Below are 18,745 nucleotides of genomic sequence, written 5' to 3' on the forward strand. Positions count from 1 at the left end.
TGGTAGCAATAATCTTTATATTCCTTCGATAATATGTGCTCCTGAATATACCAGATAGTTATCCTCAACGAATATGGTTTCAACCTGCGTGTTAACTTTTTTAATATATGCAGATTCCGTACTTGCAGGATCAGTCCTGTGTCTGATTATGATCTTATCGCCAGCCCCAAAGGTAGCAACTGTCAGGAGAATGCTCTTGCTCTGACCTGATTTCTTCTCACTGCTGGAGATATATGATTTAATCCCGCCAGGATTTTTTACGATACCATTTTCTAGAATAGATAGATCCGATAGATCAGCCTCACATTCAAGTACATTATCTGATACTGATCTTAATACAACCGTGGTGATATAGTCATCACTGCTGTCATGTATAGCTACATGGTCGCCCTCTTTAAACCCTGAGACCGTCAGTGTATCGATTTCTGTACCGGATATAAGTTTTTCTGACAGGGAAAAAGCTATTTTGCCATCGTCTGATTCAACCTTGCAGTTCTTTTGATAAGTACTTGAAGGACTGAGGATGCCCTCCAGTTCCAGCCTGTATATCTGAGCAGAGGCTTTGAGATGAAGTTCTTTAACATAGTCCACACCTTCGGTATCTTCAATGACCTCATAGACCTCTGATATATGTACAGCCTTGCCAAAATCCCATCCCTTCTTATCCTGTCCGCCGATCAGGGGATGGAAGAAGCGGTTAAGATTCTCAATAATCCTTCCCTCTATGATCTTCGCATCAGTAATAGAGGTGAAATGTACCTTTGCATGCGTTCCTACCTGAATATAGCCCGGCCCGATCAGATTGATTTGCAACAGATCTGCAAGATATGTAGAAGACCGTGAGAATAGATGTTTCTCAATCTCATCTATTAATTCCCGTGTTGGAACGGGTTTTGGACTATCTCGCTCATCAGGAACTATAATCATGGTAATCCAGCCCGGCTGGAACTTCTTGCCGGGATCTGTGGTTGGCAGGCATTTAACCCTTGCCACCCTTGGTGAGGCTTCCCTTACAAGCCATTCAAAATCCTCATAAGTGACTGCCCTGTCACGATGTTTAATAGTCTGCGGGCCGCGTTCCCTGACCCGATCCAGGCTCTCAGAATTTCCTCCGCCGTCGGCTGATTCATTGTTGGTTACCGATTCAACAAAAGGAAAAGATGTCCTGAGCTTTGTTATGGTCTGTGCCCCGGCACTATTTCCTTTATCTCCCCCTCCATACTGGTAACTGCATATGATATTGTTCTTTTCTGCAGGAGGGATCATACCCCTTTTTCCATCCCCGAAGATTACAGTTCCGTTATTACGGTCTATACTATAGTGCCTGCTGTGCGGCCCGGATGAATAAAAATGGTTTACTTCATGCCATCGCACCCAGTACCCGATGATGTTGCCATTATCATCCTTTATATCCTCAATGGCATCCTTCCCTTCCTCGGAGCGTATGATCCGCCTCTCCTCCCCGGTAAGCGATATTTCCCGCACCAGGATTTTCTGTCCCGGTAAAACAGGATAGTGGGAGAAATTAAAAACCTGATTTATTTTACCATTGCTTGAGCCCAGTATCTCCCTGTTAACTGTAACATGATTATATGCCCAGACCGTATTCGTGTAGATACCCCTCAGCCTGGGTGGGTTCGCATACTCTCCCTTATCAAGCCGCGCCCGTATCCAGTAGTACTCAGATTGAAATTCAAAACAATGCTTCTTTTTTAGATCGCCCGGAGCAAGGAATTTGATAAACTCCCTCTTTATCAGGTTCTTTGTTCCGTCCTCAACGCTCAGAAGAGACCAGCTCTTGCCATTCCAGTACTCCCAGGCAAGGACAGGCGGTGTAGCTTCAGGTAGCGGGCCGGTTTTATTGAATTCCAGGGTAGCAGGCGCAAAAACATTCTCAATCAGGGGAAAGAAAAGGGTAACCGGCAGTGTAGCAATATCTTTATCAAAAGACAGATAGAGGGCTGGCTCCTTATCCTCAACAGGCTGGAACGGTATCAAGTAGTTCTCGCTTTTAGTATAATCCCGATATACAAAATCATTATATGACAGGATAACATCAAGATCAACCAGCAAAGGCTCAACATCATATTCCAGGGTCAAAGTGCTGATCGATGGCGGTTTATAAGTAGGTGGTTTATATATCCACCCTGTACGTTTGATAGTAAAACCTGTTGCAGAAAGATCTGGTTTAAAAGCTGAATCAATGGTCAATGAAGTATCAGTTGCAATGGCAGTGACCGCTCTAGTCTGGCCTGCAGCGGTGATCGAATCACCTGCTTTAAGCTCTGTAGTGAATTTTGTCTCAGTACCTGTTACAATTTTGTCCTTGCTTGATATTTTCCCTGTACCTGATACATCTGTGGTAGTTACCTCATAAGCTGCCTCACTGCCATAACCACCTTCAACAATACGAACACGTACCCAGTAATCCTGTTCTTCATCCCCATCTGCAGCTTTAATTATCGGGCACTTAAATTTCACTATACCACTTCTGGTAAAGGCATTGGTAGTGTCCTTGAAGCTGTAAGGATCTTTATCATTTGGATCTGGCACACCAGCCCTTGTAGTTTCACCTATCTTCTCCCAGCTCTTTCCATTCCAGAGTTCCCAGAAAAGCTTTATTTTTTCTGTATCAGGTAAATCCACTCCCTGTGAAAGTGTAACTGTTATTGTTATTTCTCCTTCAACTTTAGAGAATACCTCTTTTATTTGTTTTGAATATATATAATATGTCTCATTGAACTTTGGCTTTTCCCCGAAAGGATAGAAATCCCGGGTCATATCCAGCGGAGCATTATTAAAAAAGCCTGCGGAAAGTGATACTGGATCTGCTTTTCCTATTCCCACTGCTGCTTTTACTTTAATCACTGGTAGTTTATCTTTTGGAATAGGTGTACTTAATTCGGCTAATATCCAGTGGCTTGTCCAGCTCTTTTGCAGACCTGTTTCTTTTTCAAATCCCGTCAATGTCCTCTCTGAGATCCCGGCAACAGGTTCGAAGGTAATACTTCCGCTCTTTAAAAGGTTAGCAACCTTATTATCATATTTTTTATTTAAATCTTCACTTGTTATAACATTAAGGGGTTTTTGTGATAACGTTTCATCAAAGTAGTACCATTTTACTTCCCATTCCTGGGGAATTTTCGGAGGATCAACAATCAAAGGAACCTCTATATCAAGAGTAACAACCGCCTTTTCCTTTAAACTGAAAAGTTTACTGTGGCCGAGATACAGACGGTGAGGTACCTGTTTTTTTCCCCTGAAGAGCTCAACGTCCCCATTCGCACCGCTAAATAAAACAGTACTGTGGTCTGTCCATTTGTCTTTATCAGGAATAAGGCTTACAGCCCCGATAAGTCCCGGCTGGATAATGGTAAGGTCCTCTGCGGTTTCGAATACCAGTGCCTCCTGCTCCTTGGTCTGTGCAGTGGCCACCTGTGTTCTTGAGGGTATTTTCTTATACTGGTTATCCCCTTTTGCCATTGTAAAGGTAAGCGCAGCTTTGGCTATCCTTGGAGGTAATAGCTGCACACCCACCATATCCAGGAATGTCAGAAAATTCTTATCCGGGACCTTGTTCAGGCGCTGTATGATGATCTCCACCATCCTTGAAAAGATGTGTATAAGAGCATCGGCCTGCTTATCTGATTCTATAGACGGCAGGTCTTTCCACTCAGGACAATAATAGAGAGCCAGTTCCCTGACCTGTTTGACCAGCATCTGCTGATCCCGTGAATCGATTCTGGGCGGCGTAATGGACATTAAATCCCACCCCGCTCAAGGTAAAATGGATACACCATGTTGCTCTTCGTGTTTGTTGTCTTTACCATGTATTCGATATTCAGGATAAGTTTATTCCCCTCATCTTTATCAGGGGCTGTAATCACATTCAGTACTTCAATCCTGGGCTCCCACTTCAGCAGTGCCTCTCTTATATAGAAATCTATGAGCGTTGCTGTTGAGGTATTGTTTGGTGCAAAAACAAGCTCATTGATTCCGCAGCCAAAATCCGGTCTCATAACTCTCTCACCTTTTGCTGTACCAAGGATTATCATAATCGATTCCCTGATAGAATCCTCACCTTCAGAAGAGGCTATCTTTCCATCTTTAACAGATACCGGGAACTTCCAGCCTCTGCCTAAAAAATCTGCATCTTCCATTTATCCTCCTATCAAAACCGTACCAACCGCTATCACCTTGCCAGCAGGAAGATCTGAGGGATCATTACAGGTCATCGCCATATCCCCGTTCCTTGCTGCCATCTTCCCATTTATCTTCACCGTAGTACTTCCAAGCTTAACAGTCGCCTTGTTGGATGGCGGATTCTGGAATGGCCCGCCCTGCGGGATATGGGGAGGCAGGTTCGAAGCTGTTGAGTCAACGGTTGCTGCGGGCATTCCCATTATATTTACATCAGAGCTCAGATCGCCATCCAGGATACCTACAAAAGGATGCGGCAGCGGAGTAGGAACCGCACCCGACGGTGATGGTATCATGATTATATGCGTATCTGTTGCCATAACCTGGTCTCCCTGTTTAGCTGCCGGCTGTCCCATATTAATTAATGTTCACCGTTGCCCCTTTGATATTCATAGTTCCGGATGCCTCAAGATCCATACCTGCGCTGGCCTCGATCTTTGTAGAAGCACTTGATTTTGCCTCAATATCCCTGGCCTCGATAGTTACTTTCCCGTTTGGTGCAGATATCTCAATGTCCTTATCGGATTTAATGGAGATTTTATTATCTTTTGTATCAACAACGATCATGTTATTCCCTGTTTTATCCACTATCTCTATCTTCTCTTTCCCATCTGTATCATCCAGCCTTATTATGTGCCCGCTTCTGGATTTGAGCATCCTTATATTGTTCTCCCCATCATTATTGGTAATAGGGGGACTATCTTTGCCGTTCCACAACGAGCCTATTATATACGGGATATTTATATCACCATATTCAAAAGCCACAAGCACCTCATCATCCACCTCAGGCAGGAAAAATGCGCCTCTCTCCTTTCCCGCCATAAAGGATGCAACCCGTGCCCAGTTGGATTCATCCTCACCGCTTATTCTGGGTATTCTTACCTTCACGCGCCCGAGATCATCAGGGTCCTTATTATCGGTAACAATACCAACAACGACCCCGTATATTCTCGACTCAGATCTCCTGCCTTGCTCCAGAATGCCGGTAATGCTCATACCCCTGTTCTCCTGACTTTAAAATTTGTTGTATATACTCCTCTACTGATAGAATGAACAGTTGATTCCACATAGTACACACCGCTGAGTCTCTCACCTATGCCCTTGATCTCTATTGTTTTTCCTGCCCTTATCTCTGGATTCCCGATGCATGATCCTTCTCCTGTTAAAAACTCCCCAAGCATCTGGTTATATTTTGCCTTTGCAATGTTTTCAGCATCTTTTGAATCAATAATCATATCATCAACAACAGAGACCGATGAGGCACTGAAAGCTTTTTCAGATATTTCATAACCAGATTCTTTACCCATCTTTGTTGTTTCACTTCCTTTCGAAGCCGATGAGGAGATCTCCTCCTTATCCTTAACATTCCAGCCCCTGACCTCAACCTTGCTTCCCTCAGTCAGTGTTTTTATCTGCGCTGAAAAACTTTCCAGATCTACACCGTACTCAAGAGTTAACTCTGGTGATTTATCTTCCTGTGATTTTCGAAAGATCAGAGTCTTGTCATCAACAAGCATTTCATACCCTATCCGCTTTGCGCGCTCAAGGAGAAATTCATAATTGCTCTGGTTATTCTGGAATATGTAAGGATGAATGGTTCCTGTATCATCGACCTTAGGAGTCAGACTTGTCTCTGAAGCAATGGATGATGCAATATCACTGTCCTTCATATCCTTGAATGAGCGCCTCATTGTTCCAAACCTCAGCCTATGAAGCCTGTCGTAACCTCTTATCTCCATAAAACATGAATCCCCGAATGTAAAATCAAGTGATGTAACCTCCCCGATCATCATCTCAAATGAGCTATCAATACCCATAGAGATCTTTACAATATCACCGACCTTGAACGTTTTAAGATCAATACCCCTCCAGTCACCTTTTAAGAAATCAACGGTATTGAACCTGATCGTGAACATCGCAGGCAGGTTCAGTTCGTCTTCAACAGTAACTCCATTAACTGCGAGGAACAGGTCTGTCGGGAGCTCACTTCCATCCAGGAGCAACCTGAAACTGGCAACATTTAATATATTACCTGCCATGGAGCAAGACCCCTAATCAGGAATTACTAATACTCTTCCAATGTCGTCATACCCTGGAAATGCCAGAGGATTGTCGATGTTATTTTCATCGGCGATTTTTCGCCACAGGGCTGCATCCTTAAGTGCCTTGTAAGCTATAATATCAAGCCTATCCCCGCTCTTGACAGTCCATACTTTCCTGCAGGCCTCTATGCCCATATTCTTTGCATACTCTTCCGGGGTTGCAACTGATTTAAAAGTAACAGTTAGCTCTGCTCTGACAGGTATCCCATCCGGGAGAAACATTGTGAACTTCTGGTTGAGTCTATTAATAACTCCCTTATATGTAAATTTACCCCAGCTAAAAAGGCATACAGGAGCCTTCTTTTTCTCTTTTCCTTCCACAAAAGGCATGACAAGTGCGGCGATCTTTTTGGTGATATCCCTTACATCAGATCCTGCAGCGATATTATCATGCTTCTCATAGGTATCAAAAAGTAGCGTGACAGTAAAATCATCCACATTTACTTTGTTAAAAAAAGGCGTTGAGTCATCCTCTCCCATATCAGCACTTGTAGAAACAGTATAATCCCTGGGATTAAACATAACATCAATAGTCTCATTCGTATCCAGGATAACTATTTTGGCTTTCTCTACCATTAGAATAATCCTCTCCTATCTTTTTCTATGGATATTTTTCTCTCTATGATCTTATACACCTTATCTGCAATCGTATTTATTTCGTAAATTGGCTTCTGTTTAAAAGGCTCAATCAGGTTATCACGCATCTTTGTTGTTGTTTTCATATCATGCAAGTGTTCTTTATCTTCTGAAGTGATGTCGGTTTTTTGTATTACAGGTTTATTGAGAATCAGTTCTTTTGAGCTATAGGCAGTACCGCCAGTTACGTCCTTTAAGTCTGCTGATGCTCTTCTTTTCTCTATAGTATTAGCATATTGCAGATTATTTATTATATTCAATCTATTAAAGGGATGAATTAAACTCCCTTTTCTGGTGATCTCATATTCCCCGGGGGTATTTCTATAGCTTATATTTTTAAGACCTGTATTCTGCTGCAATAACGGGGTATCTACATCTCTGGAACTCACGGCTTTATCAGTTGAAGGCCAGATCGCCGTTTTTATGAGCGGGAATCCTGAAGAACGCTTCTCTCTGTCTGAAGGCTGTATTCCAGATAGTAGAGAATTAGCAGCTTTATTGAGTTTATAACTGGTATTCAGAATATAAGTATTAACACTTCTCTGTAAATAGTTGAGAATTGCAGGATTTTTAGAACTTAAAGCTATTCTGGCTACGGTTCTTGGATATGGGGCAGGGATTGAAATATTCTCTATAGTCTCTCTGCTGTCTTTTAATATATTCCCATCAATCGTAATTTTAAGGTTGCTATTCTTTTGTGAAGATGCATCATCTGTATGTTTTGAGATCCTATCTTTCTCAGTTATTACCATTTTTGTGGGCAATGATTTCCAAAAACGCATCTCTTTGTTTGAAGGCTGCACTCTTAAAATGCTCTTTACAGCCTTCCAGCTCTCTTTAAATTTATTTTCATAACCTATATTTTTTATGTCTCTATGTAGCAACAGCGGAGTATCTGCACTTTCTGAGACCATATCTCTCTCAATTGATGGCCTGAGAACCATTTCTTGAGGTGATGATCCCAAAGAATGCCTTTTTTTGTTTATAGCCTGTATTCTAGATTGAAGAGGATAAGCAACCCTGCCAGGCTTTGAGCTCTGATTCGCAATATCAAAACTTCTTTGTTTAATTATCACATTTTTATTAGTTGAATGCCGAACTATTTTTAGAGGCGATGATCCCAAAGAATGCCTTTCCAGATCAACAGACTGTATTCCGGATGGTAGGGAATGATCAACCTTATCAGGGTTTGAACTCTGGTTCGCTCTATCAAAGCTCCTCTGGGAATATATTATAGGCTTAGGATTTATGTAATTTAGAGATGTTTTAACCGATCCTGTTGTATATCGGGTCGGAATATTCTTTGAAAATACACTTAATGACGGCTTAAAGAGATTTAACCCTGTATTGATCGATAGTGATTGAATAATGTGATATGTATGAACATTATAAGCCAGAGGCGAAGGCAGCAAACGATCCTTATCTGTAGACAGATATTGCAAAGACTCAAATGAAGCAGTTGGGATGCCCCTGGAACCAGTACAAAAGACACTGAATTTAGGGAATACAGTTATCCCGTGTTGTGCCTTACTATAACCTGCAAGATTGCAGGGTTTTTTGACCTGGCAGTAATGACCGGGTGTTTTCTCCAGCTTTCTCAGCAGCCTTAAGTAAATACTATTCTTGAAATAATTACTGATCGATTCTATGTAACGGATATTTATTTTTGTATTAGCGCTTCCTGCACTGAATCTAAGAAATATCAGTGCAGGAAGCTTACTTGCCCTCCTGAAGATGCGGTATTTGCCTGTAATCCTACCATAAAAACCAGGCTCATCAGGCAGGGCAGGGGATGATCTTGCTATAAAATCCCTCCAGCCGATGCCGCACCCCTTATTGCAGAGATAACCTGGCTTGCCTTTGGTTTTGTCAGCTTGGTATGACTCAGTACAAGTGTCTCAGTGGCAACTGTATTACTTGAGGCGTTAAATGTTGGACCGTCCCATTTGATCGGATACGCTTCATAGAAGTCCCACCACATTGCTGGTAATCCAGAATGGTCCAGAAGATAGATGGTACCGTTTTTCCGGTTAATGTTCCCATTTATTACCTCCTCATACCAGTTCCAGAGAAGATCAAGATCAGTCAATCCGTGTTTCAAAGTGATATCCGAGTATTTAACTCCTGTTACAAACTTATACTCCCTATCATTTTCTCCACCGAACATCTTTGATTCTGTATTGATCTGGATGCTCAGACCTGATACCTCGGTAAAACCGCCTGCTATAATTCCGTCTATTTCAACCAGAAAATTATAGGCACTGTATGGGTCTAATCTTACACCAAGAGCCCTTTTTGCTACACCTATTGCTATATTTGCACCAAAAGCCGGCATGATTCCTCCTATATTTCAGAAATACTTTTTGTTTCCTCAGAACTAAGTTTTTTATTTATTTTACTCACCTCATCACACCATTGCTGCCGCTCTCTATGCTCCATATTCATAATGGTATCATAGTCCCAGTGGAAGTGATAGGCTAGAAAGGCTACCTCCTCGTAGAGATGATCGAGGGGGTAGCCGATCATTCCCCCAGAGATTCCATCTCTACATCGAACTTATGCTCGCACTTCGGACATACTGCCCTGATTACATTTGAACCGTTCTGATTAATCCTGGTGTACATCTCCTGAAGATATGCGAAGTCTCCCGAAAAGAGTCCTTCGATAACCTTAGGAGTTATCATCTTCAGATCTCCCAGGCGGGTAACAACCCTGGAGAGAAGTATGACCGTTAAATACGCAGGATTACTCTGAACCCTGGGGTCTTTCATGGGCAGTATCTCATCGGCTGCAGTGGCCAGTCTCATTTTGCCCTCTTTATGGAGAGTGCCTGTCTCGTCCACATAGCCCATAGGCAGGACAAAATCATGCTCTGTCTGTAGAACTCCCATTTAGTATCCTCTCAGTATCACTTCGTCCTCTTAATTCCTTCATGCACTAACTCAAGTGATTCTATAACCACCTCGTTTGATTTTGCACTAAAATCCGATGGATCATATTTTGTTGGCCATGCCTCAATAATGTCCCATCGTGACTTATCGTTCCCTTCCTCATCAATCAATATCAGAGAGATATTTTTCCTTGCTTTTATTGCACCAGACTGCTCAACCAGTTTTCTCCACTCATAGAGCTCCATTGAATCCGTCAGTCCTTTCTTCAGGGTTATATTCCCGTATTTTGTGAGACCTGAGAGTTTTCTCTGGTATGTTGGGTCTGCGCCCTCCCTGTAATCAACAGTATCAGTGGATGAATCCGGGATAGTGGCTTCTGAGAAACTCGCTGTCTGGATACCATCAATCTCGACTCTGAACCTGAAATTCCTGTACGGATCATTCCTTGTTCCAGTTGCCATTTTATATTCCTCCTTTAATTTAATTTATTTTTCCAGTGTTTTCTGACTTATTCTGATTATTACGAACTCTGCCGGTCTTACAGGCGCAACTCCGACCTCTATGACCAACTGTCCTGCGTCTCTTACCTCAGGTGGGTTATTCTCAGCATCGACCTTGACATAAAATGCCTCTTCTGGCGTGCCTCCAAATAGCGCACCGTCCCTCCAGACCCTTGAAAGAAATGCCGTCAGGTTCCTTTTTACCTTTCCCCAGAGAGCGGGATCGTTGGGCTCAAATACGACCCACTGGGTTCCTTTGTCTATGGACTCCTCCAGGAAAAGGAACAGCCTCCTGATATTAATATACTTCCATTCCGGGTCTGCAGAGAGCGTTCTTGCTCCCCAGATGCATATTCCTGATGTTGGGAATGAACGGATGACGTTTATTCCTACTGGATTTAACCCGTCATGTTCGCTCTTTGTTATGATCCTTTCAACACCGCTCACCGAATCAAGAAAACCCTCTGAGATGCCGGCAGGTGCCTTATGTACACCTCTTACTGAATCGGTATGGGCATATGTTCCGGCAACCGCACCTGATGGAGGCATGGTTTTCTTCTTGCCTGTTAGCGGGTCGCTGATAATAACCCATGGATAGTACAGCGCCCCGTATGAGGAATTCAAGCCGCTTCTGAACGTTCTTACCGCCATTGGATCCAGATCTCCGGTAGGGTCAGCGATAAAGAAGCAATCTTTTCTAAGTCCGCAGTACTTAAGCCCTGCTGAAATGACATCCTTGTTTATATCTTTGTTTGCAGCTCCATCAGGAATAGCAACAATATTAATATCATCAACTGTATCAAATGCGTGAAGGCCATTTTGCAGTTTTTCATCACCTTCAAAATCTGCTGCTATAAGTGTGGATTTACCATCATCATCTTTGATACCATCCTTACCGCCTGCTAATTTTACAGTCTGATCTACCTTCGGGATTCTCTCCGGGTCTTCCCTGCTCATTCTGATGAATGCTGATTTATTATTTACAATCTCTTCGATATTGGCATTTGTAAGGTTATCGAATATCTCCTCAGTGCCTTTATATTTTACAATCAGCTTGACTCCATCTGCTAAGTCAGTGGCTTTTTTAATTTCAATACTCACATCTTCGCTCCATTTTCCGTCCGAGGATGCTGTAACGTTTATCGTGTCATCATTTTTATCATCTTTCAGGGTTGCGGTCGATGATGCAGATGTCTTTTTATCATCTTCGTAATGGCATGTTCTTACCACATAACATCTTGTTCCGCCCTCACTGAAAAACTGACTTACAGCATATGCAAGATAGCCATCAGCAGTGTAACTTCCGAATGTATTCACAAACTGTGTCCAGTTCGCGATCTCCTTTGCCACGCCGATTGGCCCCATCTTAGCAATTCCTACAAATGCTCCAGTTGACGTGCCAACTCCTTCGATTGGCTTTGATCCTCCGGATACTTCCTCAACATAAACTCCTGGTGAAAGATACTGACCCATATTTTACCTCCTTTATTTAATTTAGAATTTACTTATTTTCTTATCTATTGTTTATTATATATTTTAACGTTTTTTAAAAAATCTCTTTTTATCTGTCTATTCATAAATATAATATCTCGCAAGAAGGACTTACTTAACCTTTCGCTACGATATTCTTCACAAATTATGCTTTTTAAACTCCGGTCTTGTTATCTGCAAATCTTGGTTGCAACACCTCCATTGTATTTTATTTTTTAATTAAAATAATTGGATTCAGGCATATAGTACTTTTTTTTAAAAGAACTGATACTGTTTTAGATTTATAGTTTTTACTTTTAATATTTAAATATATTTTTGTGTTCGTATATGTAGAATCAAACAGGATTAAAAAATCACCGTCATTATCTGAAATTGCGCTCTGGATCATGCTTTTAACATCTATTGAGGCTTCAGGAACCGGCCTGTCATCCGTATCAACAATCCTGCCTTCCAGTACGATTATACCCTCAGGAAACGGGTAGTTTGATTTTGGCTTTAAAAATAGATCAATGAAAGGTTGTTCAGGTTTGATCGATCCAGTATCAACAGTAAAGTTTCCCTGTCTGTAGAACTTTCCGCCGATTGTGATATTATACTTCCCTTCGGAGAGGTTGGTTAGAAGAAAGTAGCCCGTGGTATGCTTAATAACAGCCTTCCTTATACCCGGGACTTTTAAGAACACATCTCCTATAACCTTTTTTTCAGGATGAAGGTTATCCTTTAGCATTACAGCAAGAGACAGGCTTGTCTTTATCCTCTCAAGAAAGATCATTTCTTACCCATCCTGTATAAGTCGATATCCTTTTCCATAACCCTTGAGATCCTGACAGGCGGCCTTCCAGATGGCACCCTGACCGGTGTAAGGATGTAAGAAGGTGAGATCTTAAATGCCTTATTGGGAAATCTCTCCCAGAGCTTGTTTACATCATCAAGTGTGAGGTTGTCAGGAACGATCCTTATCTCGTCATTTCCGCTCCCTTTCAGGCTACCCATTAGCATTTCTTCTCTTAGTACAGGGCTATCATAAAATATCTGCATAAGCTTTTCTAATATTATGAGTTCTATCTCTCTGTTTTTAGCGTAAGGGGTAAAGATATAATGTAGATCAAGCGTAAGGGGTGGATACCGCATCCTGTCTATTCCTACAGGCTCTGATCCTGTATTTCTTAAGTAAGAGCTCTCAACAATCTGATATAAAAAGACAGAGAGCTTGGGAGTTGTAGTTGATTCAATATCAGCAGGTGAATCAAAGGTGATTGAATCATCAGCCGAAAGTTCAGAGATCCCCTGCTGAAGAAGTGCCTTTAAAGTCTCGCCAACATCTTTTAAGATTGCCATTTATCTCTCATCCGCCTCTATCAGTTCGTAATAAGGTTCAAAATCTGTCTTTAGAAAGGGTTTACCGATCTTCTGGTATTCTCTCTTTGCAGCATGCATTATATGGTGCATTCCGATCTCACAGGACTCCTCTGCAGCATAAAATGCTGCTGCTAAAGCAATATTCTTAATATTTCCACCTGCAAGCTTTAATTTCTCAGATAAAAACTTGTAATCTATATTCTCAGCAACCGGTGCATCCTTCGGGAATATCCCTGTCCACATCAGTTTTCTCTGTATCTCATCAGGAAAAGGGAACTCAACCATGAACTGTATTCTCCTCAAAAAGGCATCATCGATGTTTCTACTTAGATTTGTGGCAAGTATAACAACACCCTCATACTCCTCCATCTTCTGAAGCAGATATCCGATCTCTATGTTCGCATACCTGTCATGAGCGTCTTTAACTTCAGAGCGTTTTCCAAAAAGGGCATCTGCCTCATCAAAGAACAGGACAGCGTTGCTCGTCTCGGCCTCTTTAAAAATAGTACCAAGGTTCTTTTCCGTTTCACCGATGTACTTGCTGACCACACCGGACAGATCGATTTTGTAGAGATCCAATCCTGCCTCCCTTGCGATAATCTCAGCAGTCATGGTTTTTCCTGTACCCGATGGTCCGGAGAAAAGGACATTCAGTCCCTTTCCCATTGAGAATCTCTTATCAAACCCCCAGTCTGTGTATACGGTTCCCCTGTATTTAATGTGTCCTGATACTTCTTTCAGTTGCTTTTTTATGTCCTTGGGAAGGATTAAATCCTCCCAGGTATAGATTGGTTCGATCTTTCTGGCAAAGGCAGTAAGGTTCCTGTTGGACTGTGTCTTACAACCCTGGTAAAGGTCATCCATTGATAACCTGGAGCCGCCCTTTGCCATTGCGATATTGTGTGCCGTGAAGATGGCATCCCTTATCTGGCCGCCGCTTAATTTAAACTTGCTTGCAAGGGCGCCAGTATCCACATCATCGGATATATTACCGTTCAGGAACGATTCCCAGAGCTTCTTACGAAGCGCAAATGATGGCAGGGGATAACTGATATTGATAAAGCAATGGTTTTTTAAAATTCCTGTCGGTTTCCATGCCCGCTCACCTGACAGGAATACCCAGTTTGGAAACAGGTCCAGCTCTTGAAGAAGGTATTTCATATTAACTCCTGAATCCGGTAATGCATCAAACCCCTCAAGGTACAGTGCTGAATTCTGTAATAAGGCCTCACGAAGAACGAGCCTTACAGTCTCAGAGCAGTCATTACCTTTCAAGGCACCGGAATCTACCACAAACAGGGGCATGTTCAATTCCCTGCAAACAGCCTCAGCCATCATCTTCTTTCCAGTTCCATAGGAACCATGGAAAAAGAGCATCGGGACTTTCATACCCGGCTTTATCAGCTCAACTATCATGTTTTCAGTATCATTCGATAAAATAATGTCTCCAAAGGATCTCTTCGGTTCTATTATTGCTGAGAAGTTCCGTATTCTCTGGTCTATCTCGCTGGATCCGAGTATAAAGCTTATTATTCTGTCATCGACCTTAATAGATCTGGACAGAAGAGGGAGCTGGTCATCGGCTGTAAGATAAACAAGGTGGTTCCTGATAAGAGGCGCTGTCGGTGAAAAAATCTCCCTCATCCTGAGCTTATCCTCCATAGAGGAAGAGAGCAGGTTTATCACAAGATCAACAGTAGGCCGCTTTTTTGTCACATCATCCTGCAGGTATGAGTACAGCTTCTCATATCTCAGGTCAAGCTCAGGCACAAGGCAGATTAAAAGTATATCGACCTCACAGGATTGCAGATGAAAAAGCCAGGACAGAAGATGAAGTCTCAGTTCTTTTCCTGCCTTTATACTTTCAACTTTTTTTATATTAATTTCCCTGGTTATTGTTTCGATCTTATCATGCTGAGGATTTGAGCGAACGTCCACCTTCAACTGGTAAGGTGAGGCTTGCAGGATTGCATCCACTTCACTCTCAGAGACGTATAAGCCCTGAAAATCATTCATGCTCTCACTGTGCTCTGCCCTCCATTTCTCAAGGTTGAGACTGATTATTAGATCGATCCTGCGAAGTTCATCGAGAAGGTGCTCAAGGTTGTTCTCATAGATATTCATAGTCTTTATTTAACAACCATTTGAAATGCTGTAATCAGTATATCGCGATCAGATCGATTCCCGCTCGATTTCAGCCGATCAACTTCGACCAGGAACCTTCCGATAGTCTCCTGTTCCACATTATTCCTTTCTATAAACCTCATTGCAAGGATCTTCAGGTCTTTCCTTGAAGAATATTTCCTGGGCATCTTATCATCAATAAAATTGAATATGTGCCCGCATTTTTTGTGCCCTATAGTTGGTGTTGATGGGTTTGCAGACGTCCTTATGTAGTCCCTGAATATGCAGTTCTCTATAATCTCTCCACATTCACATATTATCGTTTTTAACACCGCCATATACAAAAATAAATAAAATCAACTAATCAGAAGGAGTTTCATTGCACAATTGCTCGCTCCTTGTTAGAACTATTATTATTATGGCTCACATGTACACGGGCATATATATTTGTTTCGTTGTTTAAATTTGAGTGTAGAGTCCTGAAATCCAGCGTTTCTAATTTCCAGAGGAAATGGGAGTAAGCAATGTAGATGCTCATGACAGAATGGGAAAAAGGGCTAAAGATTCAATATTGATTTACAGTATGAGTTGTTATAACAAGATAGGGCAGGGTATATTTTTATGATTATAATCATTACAATCAGTCACTATTATCAACACCATAATTTATTTTCCAATAGAAATAAAGGGGTTGAATAATAAGAAATAAAATTAATCGTTTACAGACCTATCACGTTTCTATTACTTCCCGAACCTGCGCTGCCGTTTCTGAAAGTCCCGAAGAGCCCTTAAGAAATCCACCTTTCGGAAATCCAGCCAGTTCACATCAGTAAAATACAGCTCAGAATAAACCGCCTGCCATATAAGGAAATCTATCAATCTCTTTCCACCTGCACGAATTACAAGATCAGGCTCAAATTTAAACAACAAATGGGATTCGATTATGTCTTCATTAATGTCCTCAGGATTTAGATTATTATCTTCAATTTTTTTCATTATCTCTTTAATCGCTCGTGTTAGTTCATACTTCCCACTGTACCCCAGCGAAATATCAAGCCTCATCCCCTTATCCTCATATTTCTTTATCTCCCTGTCCCACCGTGTAATCACATTGATATTGCGCGTTATTTCACAGAGTACTGATGGTATCTCCTCAGACAGCTTTAAGCATATCTTTCTACTGAGCTCAGCATCGACCTCGATTATACTGATGTATATGGTCACGATACTTATCCCCATCTCTTTACACCATGAGCTAAAAGATTTGAGTTTATTAAAATTATCATCAGCCAGTAGATCACTCTCTGCAAGCGCAAGGACAATATGCTTCGGTACTTCCTGGTTTTTTATTGCATTCTGGAGTTTCCATTCATATAGTCTTAACATCAGTACCATGACCTTTTATTGGAGTAAAGAGGATAAAGTATTTGCCTGTTAGCATTGATTCTGAGTAAGATGAACATAATACAGGAGTATAAGAGGCAGAGCATCTATATTCTTCTTGGATCTATTGCGTTCCTGTTCCCATTTTTCGATATATCTTATTTTTTACTGGCATTCTTTGGTGGAGCGCTCCTTCTCTCAAGGATCTCACCGCGATCATCTGTTTTTACTATACTTGCCCGTGAACCCGATATTAAAGCAGGGAAACTCGTTGGCCTGATTCACCTCTTCTTTACCATGGCCTCCCTTTTTTTGATAGGCCTGATATTTGAACTCGATAATTTCCCATTATTCATAATAGGCGCAGCCTTCGCTATTACAACGTTCGGGGACGGTATAGCCGATATTATAAATATTCATGACAAAGCAAAAAATAATAAAAATCAGAATGATATCAAGATATGCTCCGCAAAATCAAGCATTGTATTTCTAATCTCAGGCAGTGTCTATGCATTCCTTATCGGGATATGGATATCTGATTTTACCCTGAATGAATCTTACAGCATGATCTTTTTTCTTGCCGTGATCGGTGCTATTACCGGTGCATTTCTTGAATCGATAACAGTGGCTGAGGACAACATCACCATTCCGCTTGGCTCAGCAATGACAATGTGGCTATTCTATGCATTCAGCTACACTTATGATGTGGGTATATTATATCTTATCAAAGTACTTGTTTTTGCGTTTGTACTCGGATACCTTGCTTACAGGGTGCGTATTGCTGATATCTCTGCTATGCTCAGTGCCACACTGCTGGGGGTCGTGATTATTATATCAAGCGATGTATTCTGGTTTTTTATTCTTCTTGCGTTCTTTCTTCTGGGTGGCCTGTTTACCCGTTACAAATACAGCTATAAACTGGCGTACGGTACAGCAGAAGCAAAAGGTGGTGTTCGTGGGTATAAGAACGTCTTTAGCAATTCCCTGGCTGCTCTTTCTCTGGCAGTGGCGTATAAAGTCTTCCCATCTCACGGCCTGATCCTGTTATCTGCTTATCTCGGCTCAATCGCCACTGCTACAGGCGATACACTGGCAAGCGAGATAGGGCAGACCTACAGAGGAGAGCCAAGGATGATCACAACATTGAAAAAAACACGGACAGGCGTTGACGGCGCTGTTTCAACTCTTGGTGAGATGGCAGCTCTTTTCGGGGCAGGAGTGATCGCGCTCCTGTCATTCTTACTCATACAGCAGGATACAGGCATCATAATTGCCGTTATAGCAGGAGGTTTTATAGGTACGAACATCGATAGTGTACTTGGAGCCACACTCCAGCAGAGGGGTTACCTTACAAATAATGGTGTCAACCTTATGGCTACGATCTCAGGAGCCATTGTATCCGGTATGATCTATTCAGCGGGCTCGTAGTATAGTCCGGATAGTACATGGGCCTCCGGAGCCTAGGACCTGGGTTCAAATCCCAGCGAGCCCGTATCCTCAATGAATAACAACAATGGACTCAATTAAGAGAAGTACTGTAAGCACTATACCTGTAACTGATACACACGCCCACGCAATATAACCGGGTAATAATGATAAAGAGTTCATTTCCTCACCCGGATATCAGGATGAGGTGCATGAAGATAAATCTTTCCTACTATTTGAGCCCATCCAATAATTCCAACTTCTCAAATTACATACTGTCTTGAAGAGTTAAGATCTGTAGTCCTATATAAAAACAATCGCCACTGAGGCGCGGAAATACAGAAAAATATATCAAAAAGCTCTATGTGCCTCAGAGTCTCTGTGGCTTCATAAAAAACTTGCCACTGAGTCGGCTATGAACCTGGTTCATAGATAACAATGAAAAAGACGATTAACAACGAACTCAAAACGAACTTAAACGAACTCATCAGCCCGAGTTCGTATCGAGTTCGTGCCAGTTCGTTGTTTATATTAGCTCAACCACATCGAAATCTAAGATACGATATAGTTCAGCCTATTTTCCGCACTTTTCCACTTTGCAGCATGCTATTTTATGATTTTATTTATCGTCCAG

The 18,745-nt window shown here is 41.8% G+C and carries 18 protein-coding genes and 1 tRNA gene; 2 read left to right on the plus strand and 17 right to left on the minus strand.

Going from position 1 to position 18,745, the window contains the following annotated elements; genetic code table 11:
- Positions 1 to 15: 15 nt before the first annotated feature.
- The 17 genes from ANME2D_RS12230 to ANME2D_RS12310 form a co-directional block, all read right to left on the minus strand.
- A complete protein-coding gene (locus tag ANME2D_RS12230; protein WP_048092218.1) occupies positions 16 to 3,762 on the minus strand; it encodes a putative baseplate assembly protein in 3,747 nt (1,248 codons plus the stop codon).
- The gene (locus ANME2D_RS12235) at positions 3,762 to 4,160 is read right to left on the minus strand and encodes a GPW/gp25 family protein (protein ID WP_048092220.1); all 399 of its coding nucleotides are present in this window, start codon (positions 4,158 to 4,160) and stop codon (positions 3,762 to 3,764) included. The genes ANME2D_RS12230 and ANME2D_RS12235 overlap by 1 nt, the downstream gene beginning before the upstream one ends.
- The gene (locus tag ANME2D_RS12240; protein WP_048092222.1) at positions 4,161 to 4,556 is read right to left on the minus strand and encodes a PAAR domain-containing protein; all 396 of its coding nucleotides are present in this window, start codon (positions 4,554 to 4,556) and stop codon (positions 4,161 to 4,163) included.
- A gap of 1 nt (position 4,557) precedes the next feature.
- Positions 4,558 to 5,196 (minus strand): phage baseplate assembly protein V, encoded by a 639-nt coding sequence (locus tag ANME2D_RS12245; protein ID WP_048092225.1) that lies wholly within the window; start codon positions 5,194 to 5,196, stop codon positions 4,558 to 4,560.
- Complete coding sequence (locus tag ANME2D_RS12250) at positions 5,193 to 6,239, minus strand: phage late control D family protein (RefSeq protein ID WP_048092227.1); 1,047 nt, start codon at positions 6,237 to 6,239, stop codon at positions 5,193 to 5,195. Before ANME2D_RS12250 ends, ANME2D_RS12245 begins: the two co-directional genes overlap by 4 nt.
- A 12-nt stretch (positions 6,240 to 6,251) precedes the next feature.
- Positions 6,252 to 6,878 (minus strand): CIS tube protein, encoded by a 627-nt coding sequence (locus tag ANME2D_RS12255; RefSeq protein ID WP_048092230.1) that lies wholly within the window; start codon positions 6,876 to 6,878, stop codon positions 6,252 to 6,254.
- Complete coding sequence (locus tag ANME2D_RS12260; protein WP_157834115.1) at positions 6,878 to 7,852, minus strand: hypothetical protein; 975 nt, start codon at positions 7,850 to 7,852, stop codon at positions 6,878 to 6,880. The genes ANME2D_RS12255 and ANME2D_RS12260 overlap by 1 nt, the downstream gene beginning before the upstream one ends.
- Before the next feature lie 887 nt (positions 7,853 to 8,739).
- The gene (locus ANME2D_RS12265) at positions 8,740 to 9,273 is read right to left on the minus strand and encodes a phage tail protein (RefSeq protein WP_048092236.1); all 534 of its coding nucleotides are present in this window, start codon (positions 9,271 to 9,273) and stop codon (positions 8,740 to 8,742) included.
- 8 nt (positions 9,274 to 9,281) lie between these two features.
- On the minus strand, positions 9,282 to 9,464 hold the full coding sequence (locus ANME2D_RS12270; RefSeq protein ID WP_048092238.1) for a DUF6760 family protein: 183 nt from the start codon (positions 9,462 to 9,464) through the stop codon (positions 9,282 to 9,284).
- Positions 9,461 to 9,829 (minus strand): hypothetical protein, encoded by a 369-nt coding sequence (locus tag ANME2D_RS12275; protein WP_048092240.1) that lies wholly within the window; start codon positions 9,827 to 9,829, stop codon positions 9,461 to 9,463. The genes ANME2D_RS12270 and ANME2D_RS12275 overlap by 4 nt, the downstream gene beginning before the upstream one ends.
- A 17-nt stretch (positions 9,830 to 9,846) precedes the next feature.
- Positions 9,847 to 10,290: a phage tail protein gene (locus ANME2D_RS12280; protein WP_048092242.1), complete on the minus strand. Its 444-nt coding sequence runs from the start codon at positions 10,288 to 10,290 to the stop codon at positions 9,847 to 9,849.
- A gap of 24 nt (positions 10,291 to 10,314) precedes the next feature.
- Positions 10,315 to 11,802, minus strand: coding sequence for a phage tail sheath family protein (locus ANME2D_RS12285; protein ID WP_048092244.1), 1,488 nt, complete (start codon positions 11,800 to 11,802; stop codon positions 10,315 to 10,317).
- Positions 11,803 to 12,028: 226 nt separating this feature from the next.
- On the minus strand, positions 12,029 to 12,592 hold the full coding sequence (locus tag ANME2D_RS12290) for a carboxypeptidase-like regulatory domain-containing protein (protein WP_048092246.1): 564 nt from the start codon (positions 12,590 to 12,592) through the stop codon (positions 12,029 to 12,031).
- Entirely contained in the window at positions 12,589 to 13,158 is a 570-nt protein-coding gene (locus tag ANME2D_RS12295; RefSeq protein ID WP_048092248.1) for a DUF4255 domain-containing protein, read from the minus strand. The genes ANME2D_RS12290 and ANME2D_RS12295 overlap by 4 nt, the downstream gene beginning before the upstream one ends.
- Positions 13,159 to 15,303, minus strand: coding sequence for an AAA family ATPase (locus ANME2D_RS12300; RefSeq protein WP_052368909.1), 2,145 nt, complete (start codon positions 15,301 to 15,303; stop codon positions 13,159 to 13,161).
- 5 nt (positions 15,304 to 15,308) lie between these two features.
- Entirely contained in the window at positions 15,309 to 15,641 is a 333-nt protein-coding gene (locus ANME2D_RS12305) for a hypothetical protein (RefSeq protein ID WP_241763369.1), read from the minus strand.
- A gap of 403 nt (positions 15,642 to 16,044) precedes the next feature.
- Positions 16,045 to 16,698 carry an undecaprenyl diphosphate synthase family protein gene (locus ANME2D_RS12310; protein ID WP_052368910.1) on the minus strand — a complete coding sequence of 218 codons (654 nt, stop codon included), beginning with the start codon at positions 16,696 to 16,698 and terminating at the stop codon, positions 16,045 to 16,047.
- A gap of 60 nt (positions 16,699 to 16,758) precedes the next feature.
- Here ANME2D_RS12310 and ANME2D_RS17465 point away from each other — a divergent pair, with 60 nt between their 5' ends.
- Both ANME2D_RS17465 and ANME2D_RS12320 read left to right on the plus strand, forming a co-directional pair.
- Positions 16,759 to 18,114 carry a TIGR00297 family protein gene (locus ANME2D_RS17465; protein WP_048093571.1) on the plus strand — a complete coding sequence of 452 codons (1,356 nt, stop codon included), beginning with the start codon at positions 16,759 to 16,761 and terminating at the stop codon, positions 18,112 to 18,114.
- A tRNA-Arg gene (locus tag ANME2D_RS12320) sits at positions 18,105 to 18,178 on the plus strand. Before ANME2D_RS17465 ends, ANME2D_RS12320 begins: the two co-directional genes overlap by 10 nt.
- Positions 18,179 to 18,745 lie beyond the last annotated feature (567 nt).

This window comes from Candidatus Methanoperedens nitratireducens (assembly GCF_000685155.1).
GTDB classification, from domain to species: Archaea; Halobacteriota; Methanosarcinia; order Methanosarcinales; family Methanoperedenaceae; genus Methanoperedens; species Methanoperedens nitratireducens.

Excerpts from the sequence above, each read along its gene's own strand:
- ANME2D_RS12240 (WP_048092222.1), bottom strand. The coding sequence starts at position 4,556 with ATGGGACAGCCGGCAGCTAAACAGGGAGACCAGGTTATGGCAACAGAT.
- ANME2D_RS12270 (WP_048092238.1), bottom strand. The coding sequence starts at position 9,464 with ATGATCGGCTACCCCCTCGATCATCTCTACGAGGAGGTAGCCTTTCTA.
- ANME2D_RS12245 (WP_048092225.1), bottom strand. The coding sequence starts at position 5,196 with ATGAGCATTACCGGCATTCTGGAGCAAGGCAGGAGATCTGAGTCGAGA.
- ANME2D_RS17465 (WP_048093571.1), top strand. The coding sequence starts at position 16,759 with ATGAACATAATACAGGAGTATAAGAGGCAGAGCATCTATATTCTTCTT.
- ANME2D_RS12280 (WP_048092242.1), bottom strand. The coding sequence starts at position 10,290 with ATGGCAACTGGAACAAGGAATGATCCGTACAGGAATTTCAGGTTCAGA.
- ANME2D_RS12305 (WP_241763369.1), bottom strand. The coding sequence starts at position 15,641 with ATGGCGGTGTTAAAAACGATAATATGTGAATGTGGAGAGATTATAGAG.
- ANME2D_RS12235 (WP_048092220.1), bottom strand. The coding sequence starts at position 4,160 with ATGGAAGATGCAGATTTTTTAGGCAGAGGCTGGAAGTTCCCGGTATCT.
- ANME2D_RS12250 (WP_048092227.1), bottom strand. The coding sequence starts at position 6,239 with ATGGCAGGTAATATATTAAATGTTGCCAGTTTCAGGTTGCTCCTGGAT.
- ANME2D_RS12300 (WP_052368909.1), bottom strand. The coding sequence starts at position 15,303 with ATGAATATCTATGAGAACAACCTTGAGCACCTTCTCGATGAACTTCGC.
- ANME2D_RS12290 (WP_048092246.1), bottom strand. The coding sequence starts at position 12,592 with ATGATCTTTCTTGAGAGGATAAAGACAAGCCTGTCTCTTGCTGTAATG.
- ANME2D_RS12265 (WP_048092236.1), bottom strand. The coding sequence starts at position 9,273 with ATGCCGGCTTTTGGTGCAAATATAGCAATAGGTGTAGCAAAAAGGGCT.
- ANME2D_RS12255 (WP_048092230.1), bottom strand. The coding sequence starts at position 6,878 with ATGGTAGAGAAAGCCAAAATAGTTATCCTGGATACGAATGAGACTATT.
- ANME2D_RS12285 (WP_048092244.1), bottom strand. The coding sequence starts at position 11,802 with ATGGGTCAGTATCTTTCACCAGGAGTTTATGTTGAGGAAGTATCCGGA.
- ANME2D_RS12295 (WP_048092248.1), bottom strand. The coding sequence starts at position 13,158 with ATGGCAATCTTAAAAGATGTTGGCGAGACTTTAAAGGCACTTCTTCAG.
- ANME2D_RS12230 (WP_048092218.1), bottom strand. The coding sequence starts at position 3,762 with ATGTCCATTACGCCGCCCAGAATCGATTCACGGGATCAGCAGATGCTG.
- ANME2D_RS12275 (WP_048092240.1), bottom strand. The coding sequence starts at position 9,829 with ATGGGAGTTCTACAGACAGAGCATGATTTTGTCCTGCCTATGGGCTAT.
- ANME2D_RS12310 (WP_052368910.1), bottom strand. The coding sequence starts at position 16,698 with ATGGTACTGATGTTAAGACTATATGAATGGAAACTCCAGAATGCAATA.
- ANME2D_RS12260 (WP_157834115.1), bottom strand. The coding sequence starts at position 7,852 with ATGGTCTCAGAAAGTGCAGATACTCCGCTGTTGCTACATAGAGACATA.